Origin of the sequence: Acidithiobacillus sp. (assembly GCF_049965315.1) — a bacterium.
In the GTDB taxonomy this organism is placed as follows: domain Bacteria; phylum Pseudomonadota; class Gammaproteobacteria; order Acidithiobacillales; family Acidithiobacillaceae; genus Acidithiobacillus_B.
This window is the reverse complement of record NZ_JBMFWL010000012.1, coordinates 19,732-41,424: the sequence shown is the minus strand read 5'-3', so window position 1 is coordinate 41,424 and position 21,693 is coordinate 19,732. Positions and strand designations below refer to the sequence as shown.

Sequence of the window (21,693 nt, the reverse complement as noted above, 5' to 3'; positions counted from 1 at the left end):
CAACCCTCTCCCATGGCCCAAAATCATGACGGAGAAACGCTTCCGTGTTTCATCAACCACCGCTTTCCCGAGGATCCCTATGAACCCGCAACTCGACCTGCTCCAGGCTTACCCCTTCGAGCGCTTGCGTGCGCTCCTCGCGGATGTAACGCCGGCAGACCTCGCGGTCATTGATTTTTCCATCGGCGAACCGCGCCATCCGGCACCGGGGATGGTGACGGAAGCCATCATCGAGCACTTGCATGGTTTGGCGGAATACCCCAAGGTCCAAGGAGAAGAGCGCCTGCGCCGCGCCATCGCCGCCTGGGCCACGCAGCGCTTTGCCTTGCCCGCGGGCTTCCTGGACGCCGATCGCCATGTCCTCCCGGCCAACGGCAGCCGCGAGGCGCTGTTTTCCATCGCCCAGGCCGTCCTGCCGCCTTGCGCCGAACCCAAGCCCCTGGTGTTGATGCCCAACCCCTTCTACCAGATTTATGAGGGCGCGGCGCTGCTGGCTGGCGGCCAGCCATACTATCTCAATTGCGGGCCCGCCGGGCAACCCGACTTTTTTGCCGTCGACGAGGCCATCTGGGCGCGAACGGCCCTGCTCTACATCAACTCCCCCCACAATCCCACCGGGGCGGTCATCCCGGCGGAAACCCTCGTCTGGCTCGTTGCCAAGGCTCGTCAGCATGGTTTCGTGCTGGCGGCGGACGAATGCTACAGCGAAATCTATGGCGAGGGAGAAAGGCCGCCGGGGGTCCTGGAGGCGGCGGCAGGCAGCGGCAGCCTGGACCGGGTATTGGCCTTCCACAGCCTGTCCAAGCGCTCCAGCATCCCCGGTGCGCGCAGCGGTTTTGTCGCCGGCGACGCCGAGATCCTGCGCGCCTTCCTGCGCTATCGCACCTACATGGGGCCCGCCACCCCTCCGTTCATCCAGGCCGGGGCCATTGCCGCCTGGCAGGATGAAGGCCATGTCCAACGCACCCGCGCCGCCTATGCGGCCAAATTCGCCGCCGTACTGGAGATCCTCCAGCCGGTGCTGGAGGTGGAGCGACCCGCCGGAGGTTTTTATCTCTGGCCACGGGTGGCCGATGGCGAGGCATTTGCCCGCGCCCTCTATGCCGGGCAGAATGTGCGCTGTCTCCCCGGTGCCTACCTGGCCCGCGCGGCCCATGCTCAACACCCCGGGCGTGATCGCGTGCGCCTTGCCCTGGTGGGCACGTTGGAGGAATGCGTAGAGGGTGCGCAGCGCATCCGGCGTTTTTTGGCATCCCATTCATTTTAATTAAGGAGTCAGCGTGAGCCAGTCACTCGCCCAAATCATCGAATCCGCCTGGGAAAGCAGGGCGGAATTCTCCCCCAGGCAGGCCCCCCAGGAAGTGCGGGAAGCCGTACATCAGGTCATCGAGGGCCTGGACAAGGGCGTCCTACGGGTCGCCCAGAAGGAAAATGGTCAATGGGTGACCAACCAGTGGATCAAAAAGGCCGTGCTGCTCTCCTTCAAGCTTCAGGACAATGTCCGCATCCCCGGCGCCGAAAGCAACTATTATGACAAAGTCCCCGGCAAGTTTGCCGATTACAACAGCAACGACTTCCGCACCGGCGGTTACCGGGTGGTCCCGCCGGCCACGGCGCGCAAGGGCTCCTTCATCGGCCGCAACTGCGTGCTCATGCCTTCTTTCGTCAATATCGGCGCCTATGTGGACGAGGGGACCATGGTGGACACCTGGGCCACCGTGGGCTCCTGCGCCCAGATCGGCAAAAACGTCCACCTCTCCGGCGGCGTCGGCATCGGCGGCGTCCTCGAACCTCTCCAGGCCAATCCCACCATCATCGAGGACAACTGCTTCATCGGGGCGCGTTCGGAAGTGGTCGAGGGGGTCATCGTCGAAGAGGGTTCGGTGATCTCCATGGGCGTCTTCATCGGCAGCAGCACCCGGATCTACAACCGGACCACCGGGGAGATCCTCTATGGGCGGGTCCCAGCGGGCTCGGTGGTGGTCTCCGGCAACCTGCCGGCCAAGGATGGCACCCATAGCCTGTATTGCGCCGTCATCGTCAAGCAGGTGGATGCCAAAACGATGGCCAAGGTGGGCATCAACGCCCTCTTGCGGGATATCTGAGCGCGATCGCCGGGGTGACGAATGCCTAACGCCGTGCTGGACCTCGCCATGGATCTCGTTTCCCGCCCCTCCGTGACCCCGGAGGACGGCGGCTGCCAGGATCTGTTGATCCGGCGCCTGGAGGCCGTAGGCTTCCGCGTCACCCGTCTGCCGGCCGGGGGCGTGCACAATTTCTGGGCGGAAAGGGGGCACGCTGGGCCGCGCCTCTGTTTCGCCGGCCACACCGATGTGGTGCCGCCCGGGCCTCGGGAAGACTGGCATAGCGACCCGTTTACCCCCACCCTGCACAACGGCTGCCTCTATGGCCGGGGCGCTGCCGACATGAAGGGCAGCCTCGCCGCCATGGTGGTGGCGGCGGAGCGCTTCGTCGCCCTGCATCCCGACCATCCCGGCCGCCTGGCCTTTCTCGTCACCTCCGATGAGGAAGGCATCGCCGTGGATGGCACCCGGCGGGTGGTGGAATGGCTGCGGGCCGCCGGCCAAGGCATCGATTGGTGCGTAGTGGGAGAACCCTCCTCGGAAACGCGCCTGGGCGATTGCATCAAAAACGGGCGGCGCGGCTCCCTCAACGGCCGCCTCACCGTCCACGGTGTTCAGGGGCACATCGCCTACCCGGAAAAGGCCGACAACCCCATCCACCGCAGCTTGCAACCCTTGGCCGATCTGGCCGCCAGATCCTGGGACCAGGGCAATGCCCATTTCCCGCCCACCCGCCTGCAGTTTTCCAACATCCACGCCGGCACCGGGGTAAGCAACGTCATCCCCGGCAGCCTGCAGGCGGACTTCAATTTCCGCTTTTCCCCAGAATCCACCCCCGAGGGCCTCCAGGCCGGCGTGGAGGCCCTGCTGGATGGGGCGGGACTGCGTTACCGCATCGATTGGCAGCTTTCGGGACCGCCCTTTTTTACGCCGCCCGGTGACCTGGTGGATGCCGCCACCCGGGCCATTCGCGCCGTTACCGGGCAGGAGACTCGGCTCTCCACCGCCGGCGGCACCTCCGATGGCCGCTTCATTGCCCAACTGGGGGGGCAGGTGCTGGAACTGGGGCCCCTCAACGCCACCATCCATCAAGTGAACGAATGCGTGGCGGTGGCGGACCTGGAGCAACTGGCAGAGATCCATGTCCGGATCATGGCGGCCCTCCTGCGCAAGCCCCATGCCCATTCATCACCCGGCCATGCGCAGTAGGCGGCTGGCCCGCGCGCTGCTCGGCATCGCCCTGGCCGGCGCCCTGGCCGGCTGCGCCAGTTCGCCGACCTTCAGTCCCGGCCGTTACGGCCAGGCTCCCGGCAATGGCGAAGGCGGCTGCTATGCTCCCCCGCCCAATCTCAACGCCGCCTACAATCGCCCTTACCGCATCCGCGGACAGAGCTATTACCCCGCCAGCAGCGCCAGCGGCTACGACGTCCGCGGTGTCGCTTCCTGGTATGGCTGGGAATCGGGCTCCACCACCTCCATGGGCACCCCCTTTCGCCCGCGGGCCTATACTGCCGCCAGCCGCACCCTGCCCCTGCCCACCTGCGCCCGTGTGACCAACCTCAGCAATGGCCGCAGCGTGGTGGTCCTGGTGAATGATCGCGGCCCCTTCGTGGATGGCCGGGTCATGGATCTTTCCTATGGTGCGGCCAACGCCCTCGGCATTGTTGACCAGGGCACCGCTCCCGTGCAGATCGTCGCCCTCAACGGCCCTGGCGCGCCAATGCAAGGCCAGGCGGCGCCATCGGCACCGGTCCCCCGGCCAATGCCAGCGATCCCGTCCGCCGCGCCGCCAACCGGGGTCCAAGCTCCGGAACTGAGCACACCCGCGGAGAATTTCCTGCAAACAGGGGCCTTTGCCGTTCTCAACAATGCCATCCGCGAACGCGACCGCCTCCAGGCCGCCGGTATCCATGGCGTCCTGATCGTTCCCGGTTATGTGCATGATCAGGAATACTACAAGGTCCAGATCGGCCCCCTGCCCGCCGGCGTGGCGCCGGGCGCCCTCATGGAACAACTGCAGCGGATGGGCTTTAGCGGGTTTTACATGGTACGGCAATAAGGAAATGGTCCGAAAATGATGGTGCTGACCCTCAACGAACGCCAGCGCTGCGACCTGGAGCTGCTCCTCACCGGCGGCTTTGCCCCCTTGTCCCAATATCTGGGTGCCACCGACTATGAAGCGGTCCTGACGCGCATGCGGCTGGCCGATGGGCGGTTGTGGCCCATGCCCATCGTGCTGGACATGGACGAGGCCCAGGCCGCCCGCTTGGCCCCGGGGGTGGAGATTTCCCTGCAGCGCCCCGACGGCCTGCCCCTGGCGACCATGACCGTGGCGGAATGGTTTCGCCCCGACCCGCGCCGGGAAGCCTTGGCCGTTTATGGCACGGACGATCCCCGCCACCCCGGCGTGGCGGCCCTCTTCGCTCGCGGCCCGGTCATGGTGAGCGGCCCGCTGCGAATCAGTTCCGAAGAACGCCGCCAGTGGGCGGCGGCGACGGATTTCCCCCCCGAATACCGCAGCCCGGCGGAATTGCGCCGACTGCTCAACGGACGCCCGACGGTGGCCTTCCAAACCCGCAATCCGCTGCACTTCGCCCACATGACCATCACCCAAAAGGCCCTCGCCCAGGTGGTGGACGGCCAACTGCTCCTCCACCCGGCGGTGGGACCGACCAAGGCGGGCGATGTGGACGCCGCCTACCGGATGCGCGCCTATCGCCTGGTTCTGCCCCACTATCCGGCGGGCCGGGTGCATCTGGCGGCCTTGCCCTTGGCCATGCGCATGGCCGGCCCCCGCGAGGCCCTCTGGCACGCCCTGATTCGTCGCAATTACGGCGCCACCCATTTCATCGTCGGGCGCGGCCATGCCGATCCGGGCGGTCTGGAGGGGGGGCTCTTTTATCCCCCCTTTGCCGCTCAGGATCTCCTCGCCGCCCATGCCGACGAGGCCGGCATCATCCCTATTTTCGTCGGGGAGCACGTCTATTCGACCCGGCGCCAGCGCTATGTCACGCCCGCCGAGCTGGAGCTCGGTGAAGCGGTGGAGGAGATTTCCGGTACGGAATTGCGCCGCCGCCTGGCCAACCGGGAGGAGGTGCCGGACTGGTTCTCTCCGCCGGAGGTCATCGCCTGCCTGCGCCGGGCCTATCGCGGCGCCGACAACCGCGGGCTGGTGCTCTGGCTGACAGGGCTCTCGGGCAGCGGCAAGAGCACCATGGCCGGAATGCTCGCCCGCCGCCTGGAGGCCATGGACCAGCGCACGGTGACCCTGCTGGACGGCGATGTGATCCGCCGCTTCCTCTCCAAGGGACTGGGCTTTTCCAGGACCGATCGGGACGAAAACATTCGCCGCATCGGCTTCGTCGCCGGTCTGGCGGCCCGCCACGGCGGCATCGCCATCGTTTCGGCCATTTCCCCCTATCGGAGCGCCCGGGCCGAGGCGCGCGCCCTGGTGGAGGACAACGGCGGCCTGTTTGTGGAAGTCCACGCCGCCGCCAGCCTGCAGACCTGCCTCACGCGGGATGCCAAGGGGCTCTATGCCCGCGCCTTGGAAGGAACGATCGATGCCTTTACCGGCATCGATGACCCTTACGAGAAGCCGCTGCAGCCGGACATCCAGGTCGATACGGCGCGGGTCTCGCCGCCCGAGGCCACCCGCCAGGTACTGGAATTCCTCATCGAAAGAGGTTTCCTTTGCGCAATAGGTGGAAAAGATATGGATAATCGTATATAGTAATAGTGATTAAGGAACGCATGGCCTCTGCCGCTGGGGAGTTTTCTCGACTACCCTTTTGACATGAACCTGGGGGAAAGATCACTGATGCGGGAATCCATCTGGCCGAATTTCTATATCGTTGGAGCGGTAAAGAGCGGGACCACCTCCCTTTATGCCTACCTGCGCCAACACCCGCAGGTCTTCCTGCCGGGCAGGAAAGAACCCCACTTCTTCACCCAGCCCCGTCCCGCCCGGGAGCAGGCGCATCTCATCCGTTACGTCGCCGACGTGGAACACTATCAGCATCTTTACCGGGGTGCCGATGCCTTCCCGCGCGTCGGCGATGCCAGTCCCTCCTATTTATGGTGCCCCGAAGCGGCGCAGCGCATTCATCAGGTCGCCCCGGATGCCCGGATCATCGTCATTTTGCGCGACCCGGTGGAAAGGGCCTACGCCCAGTATCTGATGGATTTTACCGAAGGCGCCATCCACCTCCCCTTCGCCCAGGCCCTGCGGCGCGACTGGGAAAGGCCGGATAAGGGTTGGGGAGTGTCGCAGCTCTATGTGGAGTTGGGCCAGTACAGCGAGCAGATCCGCCGTTATCAAACGCTTTTCGGCCGGGATCGGGTGTTGGTGCTGTTGCTCGAAGACCTGAAAAAAAGGCCGCGGACGGTCTTGGAAGCAGTGGCGGAATTCCTGGAGATTGACACCGGGCCCATTGCCGGCATGGATCTCGACAAGGCCTACAACGTTCATCGGTCAGCGCGGGGCGTTTGGGTGCGCTATCTGGCCGGCAGCCGAATTAGCCGATTCATCGGCGATGCCATTTTGCCACGGGCATGGGGCAAATATATCTGGCAGCGCTGGTTATTGCGCGACCATGGCAAACCCGCCATGGATGAGGATGCGCGGAGGTTTTTGCAGGAGATCTATGCCCCGGAAGTGACGGCGCTGGAACAGTTGCTGGAGCGCCCCCTCCCGGAGCTTCGTTCGTCATGGCGTGAAGCGCCCCGGCGGTCGCTGCATGAGGCCGCTGTCATCCAGCAGGGACCCTCGCCTTCCTAGGCGCAAAGCGGCTTGTGCAACGGCCCGGCGTCGACTATGGTTATACGGACTGGTTGCGAGGACTCATGCCGTCTGCTCCGCGAAACCTTCCCCCTCCCCAGGCCCCTGCGGGTTCTCTCCCGGGGCAACATGGGAACCTCGGCGGAGCGGTCGCGGCGCCCGCGACGCTGTTTTTACCGTCCCAACCGCCATCCACGGCCAGCGCAGCGCGCCGGCTCGGAATTCTTCCGTAGCCCTTATGAGGATGCCATGAGCGCGAGCTATATCCGTTTTTTCAACGAAATCCGAATCGAAGACGTGCCCCTGGTGGGCGGCAAAAATGCCTCTCTGGGAGAGATGTTCCGGGAGCTCACCGCCCAAGGGGTGCGGGTGCCCAACGGTTTCGCCATCACCGCCGAGGCCTATCGCATGATGCTGGACAAGGCCGGTGCCTGGGACCGTTTGCACGCGGCCCTCGACGGGCTCAACCCCGACGACGTGGAAGACTTGGCGCGGCGGGGCGAAGCGGCCCGCGAGATCGTCTACGGCGCACCCCTCCCTGATGATCTGCGGGGAGAAATCCTCGCCGCCTACGGGCGCCTCAAGACCGAGTACGGCCCCGGCCTGAGCGTGGCCGTGCGTTCCTCGGCCACGGCGGAAGACCTGCCCACCGCCAGCTTCGCCGGCCAGCAGGATACCTACCTCAACATTTCCGGCGAGGCGGCCCTGCTGGATGCCTGCAAGCGCTGCTTTGCCAGCCTCTTCACCGATCGCGCCATCCACTACCGCGTCGATCAGGGCTTCGACCACTTCAAGGTGGCCTTGTCCATCGGCGTCATGAAGATGGTGCGCTCCGATCTTTCCACCAGCGGCGTCATGTTTTCCCTGGATACGGAAACGGGCTTCCGCGATGTGGTCTTCATCACCGCCTCCTGGGGGCTTGGGGAGAACGTGGTGCAGGGGGCGGTGGACCCCGATGAATTCTACGTCTTCAAGCCCGCTTTCCGCAGCGGCAAAAAGGCCGTTCTGCGCCGCATCCTGGGCAGCAAAAAGATCAAAATGGTCTATGCCGAGGGCGATACCCGCCACAGCACCCGCAACGTGCCCACTTCCCGGGTCGAGCGCGAACGCTTCTGCCTCACGGACGCCGATGTCCTCACCCTGGCCGACTATGCCATCAAGGTCGAGGCCCACTATAGCCAAAAGGTGGGCGAGAGCCGGCCCATGGACATGGAATGGGCCAAGGATGGCCTGGATGGCCAGCTCTACATGGTGCAGGCCCGTCCCGAGACGGTGGCCTCCCAGAAAAAAGGCCAGGTTCTGGAGGAATACCTGCTCAAGACCCGCGGACCGGTGCTGGCCAGCGGGCGGGCGGTGGGGGCCAAGATCGCGGCGGCGCCGGTGCGCGTCATTGCCGATGTGGCCCACCTCAACGCCTTCCGCCCCGGAGAGGTCCTGGTGGCCGACACGACCACCCCCGACTGGGAACCGGTGATGAAGCAGGCCGCCGCCATTGTCACCAATCGTGGTGGACGCACCTGCCATGCCGCCATCATCGCCCGCGAACTGGGCATCCCGGCGGTGGTGGGCGCCGACAACGCCACTACGGCACTGCAGGACGGCGCCATGGTCACGGTCTCTTGCGCCGAGGGCGACATGGGTTTTGTCTATGCCGGTGCCTTGCCCTTCGAGATTCGCCATACGGATCTGGCCACCCTCCAGCGCCCGGCCACGGAGATCATGATCAACCTGGGCAACCCGGACATCGCCTTCCAGACCAGCATGCTGCCCAATGACGGCATCGGTCTGGCGCGCATGGAGTTCATCATCAACAGCGCCATCAAGGCCCACCCCATGGCCCTCCTCCACCCGGAAAAGGTCGAGGATGAGGGGGAAAAGGCGGCCCTGGCCCAACTCGTGGCGGGCTTCGGCCAACCCGCCGACTTTTTCGTCCAGCGCCTCTCCGAAGGCATCGGCACCATCGCTGCCGCCTTTTATCCCAAGCCGGTGGTGGTGCGCATGTCCGACTTCAAGTCCAACGAATATGCCTCCTTGCTGGGTGGACGCTGGTTTGAACCCAGTGAAGACAATCCCATGCTCGGTTTCCGCGGGGCCTCCCGCTATGCCCATCCCGCCTATGCCGAGGGCTTTGCCCTGGAGTGCGCGGCCATGCGCCGGGTCCGGGAGGAGATGGGGCTGGACAACGTCATCCTCATGCTGCCCTTCGTGCGCCGCGTGCAGGAAGCCGATGCGGTGCTGGCCAAGATGGCGGAATTCGGCCTGAAGCGCGGTCACAAGGGCCTGAAGATCTATGCCATGTGCGAGATCCCCAACAATGTCATCCTCATCGATCAGTTCGCCCGGCGCTTCGACGGCTTTTCCATCGGCAGCAACGACCTGACCCAATTGACCCTGGGGGTGGACCGGGATTCGCAGATCGTGGCCTTTGACTATGACGAACGCGATGACGGGGTGAAGGAGATGATCCGTCTGGCGGTGGAGGGCTGCACACGCAACGGCATCCACTCGGGACTCTGCGGTCAGGCGCCATCGGACTATCCGGAGATGGCCGAATTCCTGGTGCAACTGGGCATCGACTCCATGAGCCTCAATCCCGATACCGTGCTGGCCACCACCCTGCAGGTGCTGGAAGTGGAAAAGCGCCTGGGCAGAAAGCCGAGGGGCTGATGGCCGGCAGCGGGAGATCGCGCAACAGGGCAGGCCGCCACCGAAACGCCCTTTGCCGAGGTCGTGCTCCATGAACGATCCTTTCATCATACTGTCACAATTAGCTGCTACGCTGAGCGCAGCGCAACCTGGGAACCGATATCATGGATAAGAGGCCCGTACTGCTGGTGATCTTCGACGGCTTCGGCCTCAATCCCAATCGCGCCTATAGCGGCTGGGCCCAGGCGCGGACACCGCACCTGGATCATTACTTTGCCAGCCATCCCCACACCGCCCTGCAAGCGTCCGGCCGGGCGGTAGGGCTGCCGGACGGGCAATTCGGCAACTCCGAGGTGGGTCACCTGACCTTGGGCTCGGGACGTATCCTCAAGCAGGACCTGGTGCGCATCTCCGACAGCCTGGAGGATGGCAGCTTCGGCCGCTTGCCGGCCTGGCAGAAGATTCTCCAGGGCAGCCAGCGCCTGCATCTGCTGGGCATGATCTCCGACGGCGGGGTGCACTCCCATATCGATCACTTGCTGGCGATCCTGCCTCTGGTGACGGCGGCGGGGGTGGAACCGGTGGTGCACATGATCACCGACGGCCGCGACACCGCCCCCCAATGCGCGGACGGATTCGCGCGGCAGGTAGAAGACCTCCTCCGCAAGTTGGGCAAGGGCTTCATCGCCAGCGTTTGCGGTCGTTACTATGCCATGGACCGCGCCGGCTATTGGGAGCGCACGCAAAAGGCCTGGGCGGCCTATATGCGGGGCGATGGACTCCATGCCGGGAATGCCGAGGCCGCCATTCAAGAGGCGTGGAAACGGGGCGAAGGGGATGAGTTCATCCAGCCCACCTTGATCGGCGACCCGGAACGCGCGCGCATCGGCCCGAACGAACCGGTGTTTTTTTTCAATTTCCGCTCCGACCGTATGCGCCAGTTGAGCGCGGCCATCGCCATGCCGGATTTCACCCATTTCGACCGGGGGACGGCCGGCCCGCGTCGGGCCCTGTGCATGACCGCCTACAACGACGAGTATCCCTTCCCCGTGCTCTTCCCCACGGAGTTCCCCTACCGGGTGCTGGCCGAGGTGGTGAGCGATGCGGGATTGCGCCAATTCCACTGCGCCGAAACCGAGAAATACGCCCACGTCACCTATTTTTTCAATGGCGGCCGGGAAGAACCCTTCCCCGGAGAGGACCGGGAGATCATCCCCTCTCCCAAGGTGGCCACCTACGATCTGCAACCGGAAATGAGCGCCCCCCAGGTGGCGGATCGCATCATCTCCGCCGTGGAGAGCGGCCTGTACGCCTTTGTGCTCGTCAACTTTGCCAACGGGGACATGGTCGGCCATACCGCCAAGATCCCCGCCATCATCCGCGCCGTGGAAACCCTCGATCTGCAATTCCACCGGGTGGTTCAGGCGGCCCTGGCGCGGGGTTTCCGCATCATCCTCACCGCCGATCACGGTAATTGCGACGAGATGGTGGACCCGGTGACCGGCGAACCCCACACCCAGCACACGGTTTATCCCGTGCCTTTTTTGCTCATTGGCGAAGCCGGGGCGCGGCTGGGAATCGGGCGCGGGGCAGCCGATGTCGCCCCTACGGTTCTGGATCTCATGGGGATTGCACAACCGGAGCAAATGACCGGGCGCAGCATATTGCTCAAGAAGGGGATTGCCTGAAAGACAGGCAACGCCCGACACAACCGGCAGCAAGGAGGCAACGCGATGACCAGCATGAATGAGCGTATCCAGGATATTACCGCACTCATCGAAAGGCTGAAAAGCAAATACCCGGCGGAGATCAACTCCTTCCTCGGCTTCATGGGCAAGGCCGAAAGCGGTCCGGCCCTGAGCAAGGCGCAAAAGGAGATCATCAATGTCGCGCTCTCCGTGGCCGCACAATGCGAGTGGTGCATCGCCCTCCACGTCAAGGGCGCCGCCGCGGCGGGGGCCAGTCGGGACGAAATCATGGAGGCGGGTTTCCTGGCGGTCCTCATGCACGGCGGCCCGGCCCTCATGTACCTCACCCCCCTCACCAGCGCCCTGGATGAATTCCTGCCGGAGGAAGCCCATGGATAGGAGCGCCATGGCAGCCATGCTGCGCGACATGCTCCTGGCCCGCGCCTTTGAGGAGCAGGCGGCGCAGGAATACGCCCAGGGGAATGTCGCCGGATTCCTGCATCTCTACCCCGGCGAGGAGGCGGTGGCCGTGGGCGTGCTCCACGCCGCCGAACCCGGCGACTACGTGGTGAGCACCTATCGCGAGCATGTGCATGCCATCGTCCGCGGCGTTCCGCCGCGGCGGGTCATGGCGGAGATCTTCGGCAAGAAGGACGGCATCAGCGGCGGCATGGGGGGATCCATGCATCTCTTCGATCGGGAGCGGCGCTTTCTGGGCGGCTACGCCATTGTCGGCGAGACCTTTCCCATTGCCATCGGCGCGGCCTATGCCGTCGCCTATCGGCAGCTCCCGGAAGCCGTCATCTGCTTTTTCGGCGACGGCGCGGTGAACCAGGGCACCTTTCACGAATCCCTGAACATGGCCGCCCTGTGGAAGTTGCCGGTACTCTTCGTCTGCGAAAACAATCATTATCAGATCGGCACCGAGATCCATCGCCATTCCGCCGTGGTCGAAGTCCACAAGCGCGCTTGCGGCTACGGTATCCCCGCCGAAAAGGTGGATGGCATGGATGTGCTGACCGTGCATGCGGCCACGCGCCGCGCCCTGGAACGGGTGCGGGCGGGCGACGGGCCGCAGTTCCTGGAATGCGAGACCTATCGCTACCGGGGCCATTCCATGGCGGATCCGGGTTCCTACCGTCCGGCCGTGGAGGTGAACGCCTTTGTCGCCAATGACCCCATTGCCGCCGCCATCCGTCGCGCGGAGGCGCATTACCCCAGCGCCGAGGAACTCCAGTGCGTCGGCCCCGACTGCGTGCATCGCTTCGCCGAGCAGTGCTGTGCCGAAGGGCATTTGGACCCGGCAGCGGTGGAACGATTGCGGCAGGAAGTGAGCGCCATCGTCCAGGACGCAGCCGCCTTTGCCCGGCAAAGCCCCGCTCCCGATCTGGCGGATGTGCAGGCTGCTTTTCTGCTTAACCGGCGCTTCGAGACCCTCATGGAGGATCCCCAATGAGCGAACTCTTGTATTGGCAGGCCTTGAACCGGGCCATGGATGCGGAGATGGCGGCCGACGAGACGGTCTTCACCCTGGGCGAGGATGTGGGCCTCTATGGCGGTACCTACCGGGTCACCGAGGGCCTCATGGCCAAATACGGCGAATGGCGGGTGCGCGATACCCCCATCTCCGAAAACAGCTTCACCGGCCTGGGCATCGGCGCGGCCCTGACCGGCCTGCGGCCGGTGGTGGAGATCATGACGGTGAACTTCGCCCTGCTGGCCATGGATGCCTTGGTCAACATGGCGGCCAAGATCCCCTTCATGTCCGGCGGCCAGTTTCCCTTGCCGCTGGTGGTGCGCATGCCGGGCGGCGTCGCCCGACAACTGGGGGCGCAACATTCCCAGCGCCTGGAGCAGATGCTGATGAATGTCCCCGGCCTGCGCATGGTGGTGCCCGCCACGCCCCAGGACGCCTACTGGCAATTGCGCCAGGCCATTCGCAGCGATGAGCCCATCATCGTCCTCGAACACGAACTGCTCTATTTCAGCAAGGGGCCGGTGGATGAGACGGCGGTGGCGCCGGCCATGCATCAGGCTCTGCTGCGACGTGAGGGTAGCGCCCTGACCTGCATCGCCTATTCGCGGATGGTCACGCTGGCCCTGGAGGCAGCGGACGCCTTGGCTGAGGAGGGCATCGCCATGGAAGTGATTGATCTGCGCAGCCTTTCGCCCATGGATTGGCAGACCTGCCAACGATCCGTGGAGAAAACCCACCGCCTGCTCGTTGTCGAAGAGGATTGCCGTTTTGCCGGCGCCGGGGCGGAGATGGTCGCCACCCTGCAGGAGCGCTGTTTTTATCTCCTCGACGCGCCCATCCAACGTGTCGCCGGCATGGATATCCCCACCCCCTTCAACGGCGCCATGGAGGCGGCCAGCATCCCGCGCAGCGCCGACATCATCGCTGCCGCCCGCGCCCTGACGGCCGCGGCCTAGACCGAGAGGAGTCGCATCATGAAGCAGTCCATCACCATGCCGGTCCTGTCGGATACCATGGAAACCGGCCGCCTGGTCCGCTGGAACAAACAGCCGGGCGAGGCGGTGAAGAAAGGCGAGGCCATTGCCGAGGTGGAAACCGACAAGGCCATTCTTGATGTGGAGGCCTTTGCCGACGGCTTCCTGGCTGGTCCCCTGGCGCCCGTGGATACCGACATACCGGTGCGGCAGGTGATCGGCTACCTCGTCGATGAAGCGGAACAAGGCCCAGTGGCCGCAGCTTCTGGCCCTCAGTCTCCGCCAGCGGCGCCCACCACCCCCAAGCCCGCGGCAGCCGCCGCCCGCAGCACGCCGCCCGCCGCCGCGATGCCCGGCGCGCCCGCAGCGGCCCTTCCTCCCCGGCAAGCATCCGCCGCGCCGGAACAGACCCCAATCGCCGCGCTGCCATCGGCGCCTCTGTCCAGCGGCCTGCAGGCCTCCCCCTACGCCCGCGCACTGGCCAGAGACCTCGGCGTAAACATCGCCAGCGTGGCGCCGGGGCCCGATGGGACCATCCATGCGGCCCAAGTCCTGGCAGCGGCCCTGGCCGCGCCCGAGGCCGACCTCCGCCAGGGTCCGCCTTATACCTTGGAGAGGCCCAGCACCCTGCGCGCCGCCGTCGCCCGCAACATGGCGGCCACGGTGCAGACACCCACCTTTCAGATCAGCGCGCAACTACCCGTGGAGCCCTTGCACGCGGTTGCCAAGAAAGCCGGGGTCACCCTCACCCTGGCCATGACCCGCGCCTGCGCCCTGACGGTAGCCGAAGATCCCTGGTTCAACCACGTCTGGACAGCCAAGGGGGTGGCCAAACGCGAGCGCGTGGACGTGGGCATCGCCGTGGATACCGGTGATGGCCTCGTCACGCCGGTATTGCGCGATGCCGCCCGCCGCCCGCTGGCGGAGCTGGCCGAGGACTGGCGGATCCTTCTGGGCAAGGTCAAGAAAGGCCGTCTCAGTCCCGAGGATTATCAGGGGGCCAGCTTTTATCTGTCCAACCTGGGAATATTCCCCGTGGTGAGCCATTTCAACGCCATCGTCCCCCTGGGGGCCTCGGCCATCCTCGCCATCGCCGCTACGGATGCCCAAGGCAAGGCCGACTTTACCCTGAGCTGCGATCATCGGGTCATCTTCGGTGCCGATGCCGCCCGCTTCCTCGCCGCCTTGGCCAAGCGCCTTGGCCAAGCGGACTCCTGGCTGGCATGAAACGGCAGATCCTCTGCATCAACAGCGGCTCCTCGTCCATCAAGTTTGCCCTCTATGCCATGGGCGATGGCGAGGAAAGCGCCCTGGGCAGCGGCGCGGTGGAGCGCATCGGCCAGAGTGCGGGGCGGATCTGGCTGCAGCGTGAAGGCCAGGCGCGAGTCGATCGCACCGATCGTTTTCCCGATCAGCGCGGCGCGCTCCAGGCCATCCTGGGGGCCCTGCAGGAGGCCGGCTGCGTCGTCCCCGATGGGGTGGGCCATCGGGTGGTCTCGGGAGGGCCGCGTTATCTGGAACACTGCCGGATCGACGCCGATTTCCTTCAGCACATTCGCGAATATTTGCGCTTCGCGCCCTTGCACCTGCCGGCGGAGATCGCTGCCGTCGAGGCCCTGCAGACGGCCTGGCCGGACATCCCCCAGGTGGCCTGCTTCGACACCGCCTTTCATCGGACCATCCCGGAAGTGGCCAGCCGCCTACCCCTGCCGCGCAATCTCTGGCATGAGGGGGTGCGCAAATACGGCTTCCACGGCCTGTCCTACGAGTATATCGTCAGCCGCCTCGGGGTAGCGGCCCAGGGACGGACGATCATCGCCCATCTCGGCAATGGCGCCAGCCTCGCCGCCGTCCGGGACGGCCGCTGCATGGACACCAGCATGGGCCTCACCCCCACCGGCGGCCTGGTCATGGGCACCCGCTGCGGCGACCTGGACCCGGGCGTATTGCTCTATCTAATAGAAGAAAAAGGCTACGATGGCCCGCAACTGGAGCGCCTGCTCAATCACCTGTCCGGCCTGCTGGGCATTTCCGCCATCAGCGGCGACATGCAAACCCTGCTCTCCTTGCGCGCGAACGAGCCCCATGCCCAGCAAGCCCTGGACATCTTCGCCTACAGCGCCCGCAAGCAGATCGGCGCCCTGGTTGCCGCCCTGGGCGGTATCGACCGCATGGTCTTCACCGGCGGCATCGGCGAGCATGCCGCCCCCATGCGCTGGGCCATCTGCCGGGGACTGGAGCATCTCGGCCTGCAGCTCGACCCGCAGCGCAACGATGCCCAGAGCGCCGTCATCTCCACCGCCGCCAGCGCCGTGCAGGTGCAGGTCATCCCCACCAACGAAGATCTGGTCATCGCCCGCCATACCCAGCGCCTGCTTTTTCCCCCATCCGGAGATCAGTGATGCCCTTTGCCAATTTCGACGCCTTGCTCGCCACCGTCGCTCCCCTGGAGGATATCCCCGTGGCCGTCGTGGACGCCGCGGAAGAGCACGTCCTGCGGGGGGCCTGCGAAGCCAAGCAGCAAAGCATCATCGAGCCCATCCTCATCGGTGATGAAAAGCGCATCCGCCAACTGCTGGGGGAGATGGGCATACCCGCCAGCGGCGCTTCCTGCCCCAATTTCCAGATCATCAACGTGCCCGACAGTGCCGCGGCGGCGGAAAAAGGCGTGGAGATGGTGCTCGCCGGCACCGCCAAGGCCCTCATGAAGGGACACCTGCACAGCGACGCCTTTCTCCACCCCATCCTCGCCCGACTGCGCACCGAGCGGCGTCTGTCCCACATCTTTGTGGCGGATCTCCAGACCTACCCCAAATTGCTTCTCATCAGCGACGCGGCCATCAACATCAGCCCCGACCTGCTCACCAAGGCGGCCATTCTGCAAAACGCCATCGATCTGGCGCAGATCCTCGATGTCGCCGCACCCAAGGCGGCCATCCTCTCCGCGGTGGAGGTGATCAATCCCGCCATCCCCTCCACCATCGATGCCGCCTGCCTGTCGAAGATGGCCGAACGCGGGCAGATTCAAGGCGCGCTGGTGGACGGGCCCTTGGCCTTCGACAACGCCATTTCCCGGGAGTCGGCAGAGATCAAGGGCATCCACAGCGCCGTCGCGGGCGACGCCGACATCCTCATCGTCCCCGACCTGGTCTCCGGCAATATCCTCGCCAAGGACCTGGAATACCTCGCCGGCGCCACCCTCGCCGGAATCGTCATGGGGGCCAAGGTGCCCGTCATCCTCACCTCCCGCGCCGATCCCGCCCGCGCCCGTCTGGTTTCGGCGGCCCTGGCCGCCCTCGTCCATTACCGCACCCTGGAGACGCGGGCATGAGCAACGAATGCCAGCCCATCGCCGCCCTCACCCTCAATCCCTCCGTGGACATCGCCTACGAGGTGCCCCACCTCGTCGCCGATCAGAAGACCCATGCCACCGCCACCCGCTACGACCCCGGCGGCAACGGCATCAACGTCGCCCGCGCCCTCAAGGAACTGCTGGTCTGCGCCCACAGTTGCTGCATCGTCGCCGGCAATATCGGCGCCCTGTTGCAGAAATTGCTGCAACATCAGTTGGACGACTCCCATTGCGTGACCGTGGAAGGGGAAACCCGGGTCAACGCCACCATTCTTCAGGGCGATCCGGCCATCCAGTACGAAATCACCGGGATCGGCCCCTACGCCTCGGAACTGGCCCTCGCCCAGATTCGCGATACCTTTCTGGGATTCTGCCAAAACGGCTTTGGGGTGCTCACCGGCTCCGTTCCGCCGGGGGTGGACAACGCCTTCTATGGTCAGATGGTGGAGCGCATTCACGCCCAGGGCGGGCACGCCGTGGTGGATGCCCACGGCCCACTGCTGGCCCAGGCGCTCCCCCACCGCCCTTTTCTCATCAAGCCCAATCGCTACGAACTCGAACTCCTGCGCAATCGCCAGTTGCCGCGGATGGAAGACGTCGCCAGCGAAGCCCGGGCCATCCAGCGGGAAGGCATCCAGTATGTCTGCGTTTCCCTGGGCGGCGACGGCGCCCTTCTCGTGGGACCCGCCGGCAGCTATTTTGCCAAGGCACCCGAAGTGGCCGTGAAATCCACCGTTGGCGCGGGAGATTCCATGGTCGGCGGTCTGGTGGCGGCCCTGGCCAAGGGCCAAACGGCCGACGAAGCCTTGCGCCTGGCCGTGGCCTGCGGCAGTGGTACCGCCGCCCAGCCGGGAACCGCCCTCTTTTCCCATGCCGACCTGGAGGAACTCCTCCGCCATACCGAAGTCACCTCGCTGGATATTTAAGGCCCGATATTTTGAAGGAGTTCCCCATGGCAGAGCAGCAGACCGACATCCTCATCGTCGGCGGCGGTCCGGCAGGCATGATGACCGGCATCACCGCCGCCCAGTTCTGGCCGGACAAAAAGGTCCTGGTGGTGCGGCCCGAGGCCGACGCCGTCATCCCCTGCGGCATTCCTTACATCTTCGGCACCCTCGGCGGCACCGATGAAGACCTGGCCGGGCGCGCGCCCCTCATCGCGGCAGGGGGCCAACTCCTCATTGGCACGGTGAGCACGGTGGATCGCGCCGCCCGGACCGCCGCCCTGGTCCATGGTGACACCATTCACTGGGAACGCCTGGTGCTGGCCACCGGCGCCGAAAATTTCATCCCTCCCATTCCCGGCACGGACCTGGAGGGCGTATTCAGCATCCGCAAGGATTACGATTACCTCGACCGGCTCTTCGGCACCCTCATCCCCCAGGTCAAGCGCATGGCCATCATCGGCGGGGGCTTCATCGGCGTGGAGTTCGCCGATGAGATCCGCAAGCGCGATATCGAGGTCCATATTGTCGAGATGCTCCCCCACCTCATGCAGGCGGCCTTCGACCTGGATGCCTGCAAACAGGTGGAAAAGCAGTTGCAAAGCCATGGCGTGCAGATCCATACCAACGCCCGGGTCGAAGCCCTCCAGGCCGACAGTTCCGGCAAGAAGGTGGCCGCCATCCAGATCGCCGGGCAGGAGCCCCTGGCGGTGGATGCCGTCCTCATTGCCATTGGCGTGCGCCCCAACGTGGCCCTGGGCAAGGCCATGGGTCTCACCCTCAGCCGCTCCGGCGGCGTCTGGGTGGATGCCTTTCAGCGTTCCCGCGAAGACCCCGGCATCTTTGCCGTAGGGGATTGCGCCCACAAGCAGGATTTTTTCACCCGCAAGGCCAACCATGCCATGATTGCCTCCCAGGCCGCCGCCGAAGGACGCATCGCCGGGATGAACCTCTATGCCCTGCGCCAACCCCGCTACAACGCCGGCTCGGTGAGCGTCTATGCCAGCGAGATCGACGGCATGGCCTTTGGCGTGGCCGGCCTCACCCAGCATCAAGCCGAGGCGGAGGGCTTTCCCATCCTTTATGGCGAGGCGCGCCTGCCCGACCACCACCCCGCCTCCATGCCCAACACCACCGAGATCTACTGCCGCGCCATCTTCGCCGCCGACTCCCTGCAGCTTCTCGGCGGCCAGGTGATCGGCGGCGCCACCACCGGCGAAATCGTCAATACCATCGCCCTGGCCATCCAGATGCACGCCAGCGCCACCGACCTCGCCACCATGCAGTTTGGCAGCCAGCCGCGCCTGACCCCATCCCTGCACCCGCTGGTGGCCGCCACGGGCGACGCCCTGCGCCGCCATTACCATCAGCTTCATGACCACAGCACAGGAGATCCCGCATGAATGGCCATAGTACGCCCATAGGCATCCCGGCCGAGAGCCGTCGGCGCTTTGAGGAGAATTACCGCCTCGCCACCCAGGACAAGGGCCGCCTCTTTCTCATGGCCGGCGATCAAAAGGTGGAGCATCTCAATGACGACTTCATCGGCGGCCAGGTTGCCAGCGACGATGCCGACCCGGAGCATCTCTTCCACATCGCCAGTGAAGCCCCGGTGGGCTGTTTTGCCACCCAACTGGGCTTGATCAGCCGCTACGGCATGGACTACAAGGACATCCCCTATCTCATCAAGCTCAACTCCAAGACCCATCTGGTCCGGAGCGAACAGCGCGATCCCCTGAGCCTGCAATGGCAGAGCATGGAGCAGGTGGCGGAGTTCGTTCGCTATTCCGGCCTGCGGGTGGTGGGGGTGGGCTACACCATCTACCCCGGTTCGGAATATGAAGCTGCCATGTTGACGGAAGCGAGCCAGATGATTTTCGCTGCCCACCAACTGGGCCTGCTGGCGGTGGTCTGGGCCTATCCGCGCGGCAAGGCCGTCGGTGCGCAGGAGCAGGACGCCCATCTCATTGCCGGGGCGGCCGGTTTGGGAGCGTGTCTCGGCGCCGATTTCGTCAAGGTGAATCCGCCTCTCAACGCCCAGGGAGAGATGGAGGCGAAGCTCCTCGGCGAGGCCGTCGCAGCGGCGGGGCGCACCCAGGTCATCTGTGCCGGCGGCAAGGAAACGAGCGCGGAGGATTTCCTCCAGCGCCTCTACGATCAGATTCACACCGGCGGCACGGCGGGTTGCGCCACCGGCCGCAATGTCCATCAACGCAGCCAGCAGGAGGCCGTGCGTTTCTGTCAGGCCATCCATGCCATCGCCGTGGAGAACAAAGGGGTGGACGATGCCGTGAAGCTGCTCGGCGGCAAGACATGATCCGCCTGCCCCGCCAGCACAGCAAGATCGTCTGCACCATCGGCCCCGCCTCCGACGCGGCGCGGACCCTGCAGCGCATGCTCCGCGCCGGGATGAACGTGGCCCGCCTCAATCTGGCCCACGGCAGCCCCGACGAGCATCGCGCCCGTATCGCCCGTCTGCGTGCCGCGGCCATCGCGACGGACAGACCGCTGACCATCCTCGCCGACCTGCCCGGCCCCAAACTGCGCATCGGTACCCTGCCCCAGCCCCTGCTCCTCAAAAAAGGCGACAAACTCACCTTCGCCCCCGTAACCCAGGCGACAGCGGGGGTCATCCCCCTCGAATTGCCCCGCCTGGCCCGGCCGCTGCGCAAGGGCGACACCGTCTTCCTCAATGACGGCTTCATCACCGTTCAGGTGGATCAGGTGGACCAGGCCGGCATCCATGGCCGGGTGCAGGTGGGCGGACCGCTGCTCTCCCACAAGGGCGTCAATCTGCCCAATGTCATGCTGGAGGGCAGCGCCTTTACCAGCGCCGATCGCGAACTGCTGGCCTTCGCCCTGGAGGCCGGAGTGGATGCCGTGAGCGTCTCCTTTGTCGAGACCGCCGCCGACATCGTTCATGCCCGCCGCGAGGCGCAAGCCCTCGGCTATGACCCATTCATCGTCGCGAAGATCGAACGCAAGGGGGCCTGGCGGCACATCGATGCCATTCTCCAGGCCACCGACGGGATCATGGTGGCCCGCGGCGATCTCGGTGTAGAGGTACCCATCGAGGAAATCGCCGTCATCCAGAAGCGCCTCATCCGCAAGGCCCGGAGCGCCGGCAAACCGGTCATCACCGCCACCCAGATGCTGGAATCCATGATCCATAACCGCCGCCCCACCCGGGCCGAGGTCACCGACGTGGCCAATGCCATCCTCGACGGTACCGACTGCATCATGCTGTCCGAGGAATCGGCCATGGGCGACTATCCCGTGGAATCGGTGCAGATGCTCGCCCGCATCGCCGCCGTCACGGAGAAGGCGCGGAGCGAACAGCCCCTGGCACCGCTGGAGGACGTGGCGGATAGTATCGAAGAAGTCATCGCCCTGGACGTGCATGCCGCCGCCCAACGGTTGCGGCCCCGTTTCATCGTCACCCCCACCGAAAGCGGCACCACGGCCCGGCGCATCGCCCGTTTCCGTTCGCCCACCTGGATCCTCGCCCTGAGTCCCCATCCCGCCACCTGCCAAGGCCTGGCCTTTTCCTATGGCGTACACCCGGTCCAAATGGAGGAGCACGGCCAAGGCTGGGAGGCGGCGGCGCGCCGCTGGCTGGTTACCCATGGTCTGGAAGAGGGCCGCATCATCCTCACCCAGGGCCCGAGCCGCGGTCATCCCGGCGGTACCAACCGCCTGGAAATCATCGATCTCGCCCTACCCATGCCCATCTGAACAGGAGCCACCC

General features: G+C 65.4%; 18 protein-coding genes. All 18 read left to right on the top strand.

Annotated features, from left to right (window positions below; translation table 11 throughout):
* Window positions 1–79: 79 nt before the first annotated feature.
* The 18 genes from dapC (at window position 80) to pyk (ending at window position 21,680) form a co-directional block, all read left to right on the top strand.
* Window positions 80–1,267 carry a succinyldiaminopimelate transaminase gene (gene dapC, locus ACP5MM_RS04920; RefSeq protein ID WP_427934198.1) on the top strand — a complete coding sequence of 396 codons (1,188 nt, stop codon included), beginning with the start codon at window positions 80–82 and terminating at the stop codon, window positions 1,265–1,267.
* Between the two features lie 13 nt (window positions 1,268–1,280).
* A complete protein-coding gene (gene dapD, locus ACP5MM_RS04915) occupies window positions 1,281–2,105 on the top strand; it encodes a 2,3,4,5-tetrahydropyridine-2,6-dicarboxylate N-succinyltransferase (RefSeq protein WP_427934197.1) in 825 nt (274 codons plus the stop codon).
* A gap of 21 nt (window positions 2,106–2,126) precedes the next feature.
* On the top strand, window positions 2,127–3,293 hold the full coding sequence (dapE, locus tag ACP5MM_RS04910) for a succinyl-diaminopimelate desuccinylase (RefSeq protein WP_427934196.1): 1,167 nt from the start codon (window positions 2,127–2,129) through the stop codon (window positions 3,291–3,293).
* Window positions 3,283–4,143: a septal ring lytic transglycosylase RlpA family protein gene (locus tag ACP5MM_RS04905; RefSeq protein ID WP_427934195.1), complete on the top strand. Its 861-nt coding sequence runs from the start codon at window positions 3,283–3,285 to the stop codon at window positions 4,141–4,143. Before dapE ends, ACP5MM_RS04905 begins: the two co-directional genes overlap by 11 nt.
* A 15-nt stretch (window positions 4,144–4,158) precedes the next feature.
* Window positions 4,159–5,817, top strand: coding sequence for a sulfate adenylyltransferase (gene sat, locus ACP5MM_RS04900; RefSeq protein WP_427933083.1), 1,659 nt, complete (start codon window positions 4,159–4,161; stop codon window positions 5,815–5,817).
* A gap of 87 nt (window positions 5,818–5,904) precedes the next feature.
* Complete coding sequence (locus ACP5MM_RS04895; protein WP_427934194.1) at window positions 5,905–6,864, top strand: sulfotransferase family protein; 960 nt, start codon at window positions 5,905–5,907, stop codon at window positions 6,862–6,864.
* A gap of 249 nt (window positions 6,865–7,113) precedes the next feature.
* Window positions 7,114–9,531 carry a phosphoenolpyruvate synthase gene (gene ppsA / locus ACP5MM_RS04890; RefSeq protein WP_427932623.1) on the top strand — a complete coding sequence of 806 codons (2,418 nt, stop codon included), beginning with the start codon at window positions 7,114–7,116 and terminating at the stop codon, window positions 9,529–9,531.
* 143 nt (window positions 9,532–9,674) lie between these two features.
* Window positions 9,675–11,198, top strand: a complete 1,524-nt coding sequence (gpmI, locus tag ACP5MM_RS04885; RefSeq protein ID WP_427934193.1) for a 2,3-bisphosphoglycerate-independent phosphoglycerate mutase — start codon at window positions 9,675–9,677, stop codon at window positions 11,196–11,198.
* Window positions 11,199–11,243: 45 nt separating this feature from the next.
* Window positions 11,244–11,597: a carboxymuconolactone decarboxylase family protein gene (locus ACP5MM_RS04880; protein ID WP_427934192.1), complete on the top strand. Its 354-nt coding sequence runs from the start codon at window positions 11,244–11,246 to the stop codon at window positions 11,595–11,597.
* Window positions 11,590–12,654, top strand: coding sequence for a thiamine pyrophosphate-dependent enzyme (locus ACP5MM_RS04875; protein ID WP_427932628.1), 1,065 nt, complete (start codon window positions 11,590–11,592; stop codon window positions 12,652–12,654). The genes ACP5MM_RS04880 and ACP5MM_RS04875 overlap by 8 nt, the downstream gene beginning before the upstream one ends.
* Complete coding sequence (locus tag ACP5MM_RS04870; RefSeq protein WP_427932629.1) at window positions 12,651–13,631, top strand: alpha-ketoacid dehydrogenase subunit beta; 981 nt, start codon at window positions 12,651–12,653, stop codon at window positions 13,629–13,631. The genes ACP5MM_RS04875 and ACP5MM_RS04870 overlap by 4 nt, the downstream gene beginning before the upstream one ends.
* A gap of 18 nt (window positions 13,632–13,649) precedes the next feature.
* A complete protein-coding gene (locus ACP5MM_RS04865) occupies window positions 13,650–14,876 on the top strand; it encodes a dihydrolipoamide acetyltransferase family protein (protein WP_427932631.1) in 1,227 nt (408 codons plus the stop codon).
* Window positions 14,873–16,051 (top strand): acetate/propionate family kinase, encoded by a 1,179-nt coding sequence (locus tag ACP5MM_RS04860; protein ID WP_427932632.1) that lies wholly within the window; start codon window positions 14,873–14,875, stop codon window positions 16,049–16,051. The genes ACP5MM_RS04865 and ACP5MM_RS04860 overlap by 4 nt, the downstream gene beginning before the upstream one ends.
* Entirely contained in the window at window positions 16,051–16,980 is a 930-nt protein-coding gene (locus ACP5MM_RS04855; RefSeq protein WP_427934191.1) for a bifunctional enoyl-CoA hydratase/phosphate acetyltransferase, read from the top strand. The genes ACP5MM_RS04860 and ACP5MM_RS04855 overlap by 1 nt, the downstream gene beginning before the upstream one ends.
* Window positions 16,977–17,927 (top strand): 1-phosphofructokinase family hexose kinase, encoded by a 951-nt coding sequence (locus tag ACP5MM_RS04850; protein WP_427932635.1) that lies wholly within the window; start codon window positions 16,977–16,979, stop codon window positions 17,925–17,927. The genes ACP5MM_RS04855 and ACP5MM_RS04850 overlap by 4 nt, the downstream gene beginning before the upstream one ends.
* A 26-nt stretch (window positions 17,928–17,953) precedes the next feature.
* Window positions 17,954–19,348 carry an NAD(P)/FAD-dependent oxidoreductase gene (locus tag ACP5MM_RS04845; protein WP_427932637.1) on the top strand — a complete coding sequence of 465 codons (1,395 nt, stop codon included), beginning with the start codon at window positions 17,954–17,956 and terminating at the stop codon, window positions 19,346–19,348.
* A complete protein-coding gene (locus tag ACP5MM_RS04840) occupies window positions 19,345–20,262 on the top strand; it encodes an aldolase (RefSeq protein ID WP_427932638.1) in 918 nt (305 codons plus the stop codon). Before ACP5MM_RS04845 ends, ACP5MM_RS04840 begins: the two co-directional genes overlap by 4 nt.
* Window positions 20,259–21,680, top strand: a complete 1,422-nt coding sequence (gene pyk / locus ACP5MM_RS04835; RefSeq protein WP_427932640.1) for a pyruvate kinase — start codon at window positions 20,259–20,261, stop codon at window positions 21,678–21,680. Before ACP5MM_RS04840 ends, pyk begins: the two co-directional genes overlap by 4 nt.
* The last annotated feature ends 13 nt before the right edge of the window (window positions 21,681–21,693 follow it).

Coding starts and splice junctions, on each gene's coding strand:
- dapC (WP_427934198.1), top strand. CDS start 80: ATGAACCCGCAACTCGACCTGCTCCAGGCTTACCCCTTCGAGCGCTTG.
- dapE (WP_427934196.1), top strand. CDS start 2,127: ATGCCTAACGCCGTGCTGGACCTCGCCATGGATCTCGTTTCCCGCCCC.
- ACP5MM_RS04905 (WP_427934195.1), top strand. CDS start 3,283: ATGCGCAGTAGGCGGCTGGCCCGCGCGCTGCTCGGCATCGCCCTGGCC.
- sat (WP_427933083.1), top strand. CDS start 4,159: ATGATGGTGCTGACCCTCAACGAACGCCAGCGCTGCGACCTGGAGCTG.
- ACP5MM_RS04895 (WP_427934194.1), top strand. CDS start 5,905: ATGCGGGAATCCATCTGGCCGAATTTCTATATCGTTGGAGCGGTAAAG.
- ppsA (WP_427932623.1), top strand. CDS start 7,114: ATGAGCGCGAGCTATATCCGTTTTTTCAACGAAATCCGAATCGAAGAC.
- gpmI (WP_427934193.1), top strand. CDS start 9,675: ATGGATAAGAGGCCCGTACTGCTGGTGATCTTCGACGGCTTCGGCCTC.
- ACP5MM_RS04880 (WP_427934192.1), top strand. CDS start 11,244: ATGACCAGCATGAATGAGCGTATCCAGGATATTACCGCACTCATCGAA.
- ACP5MM_RS04875 (WP_427932628.1), top strand. CDS start 11,590: ATGGATAGGAGCGCCATGGCAGCCATGCTGCGCGACATGCTCCTGGCC.
- ACP5MM_RS04870 (WP_427932629.1), top strand. CDS start 12,651: ATGAGCGAACTCTTGTATTGGCAGGCCTTGAACCGGGCCATGGATGCG.
- ACP5MM_RS04865 (WP_427932631.1), top strand. CDS start 13,650: ATGAAGCAGTCCATCACCATGCCGGTCCTGTCGGATACCATGGAAACC.
- ACP5MM_RS04860 (WP_427932632.1), top strand. CDS start 14,873: ATGAAACGGCAGATCCTCTGCATCAACAGCGGCTCCTCGTCCATCAAG.
- ACP5MM_RS04855 (WP_427934191.1), top strand. CDS start 16,051: ATGCCCTTTGCCAATTTCGACGCCTTGCTCGCCACCGTCGCTCCCCTG.
- ACP5MM_RS04850 (WP_427932635.1), top strand. CDS start 16,977: ATGAGCAACGAATGCCAGCCCATCGCCGCCCTCACCCTCAATCCCTCC.
- ACP5MM_RS04845 (WP_427932637.1), top strand. CDS start 17,954: ATGGCAGAGCAGCAGACCGACATCCTCATCGTCGGCGGCGGTCCGGCA.
- ACP5MM_RS04840 (WP_427932638.1), top strand. CDS start 19,345: ATGAATGGCCATAGTACGCCCATAGGCATCCCGGCCGAGAGCCGTCGG.
- pyk (WP_427932640.1), top strand. CDS start 20,259: ATGATCCGCCTGCCCCGCCAGCACAGCAAGATCGTCTGCACCATCGGC.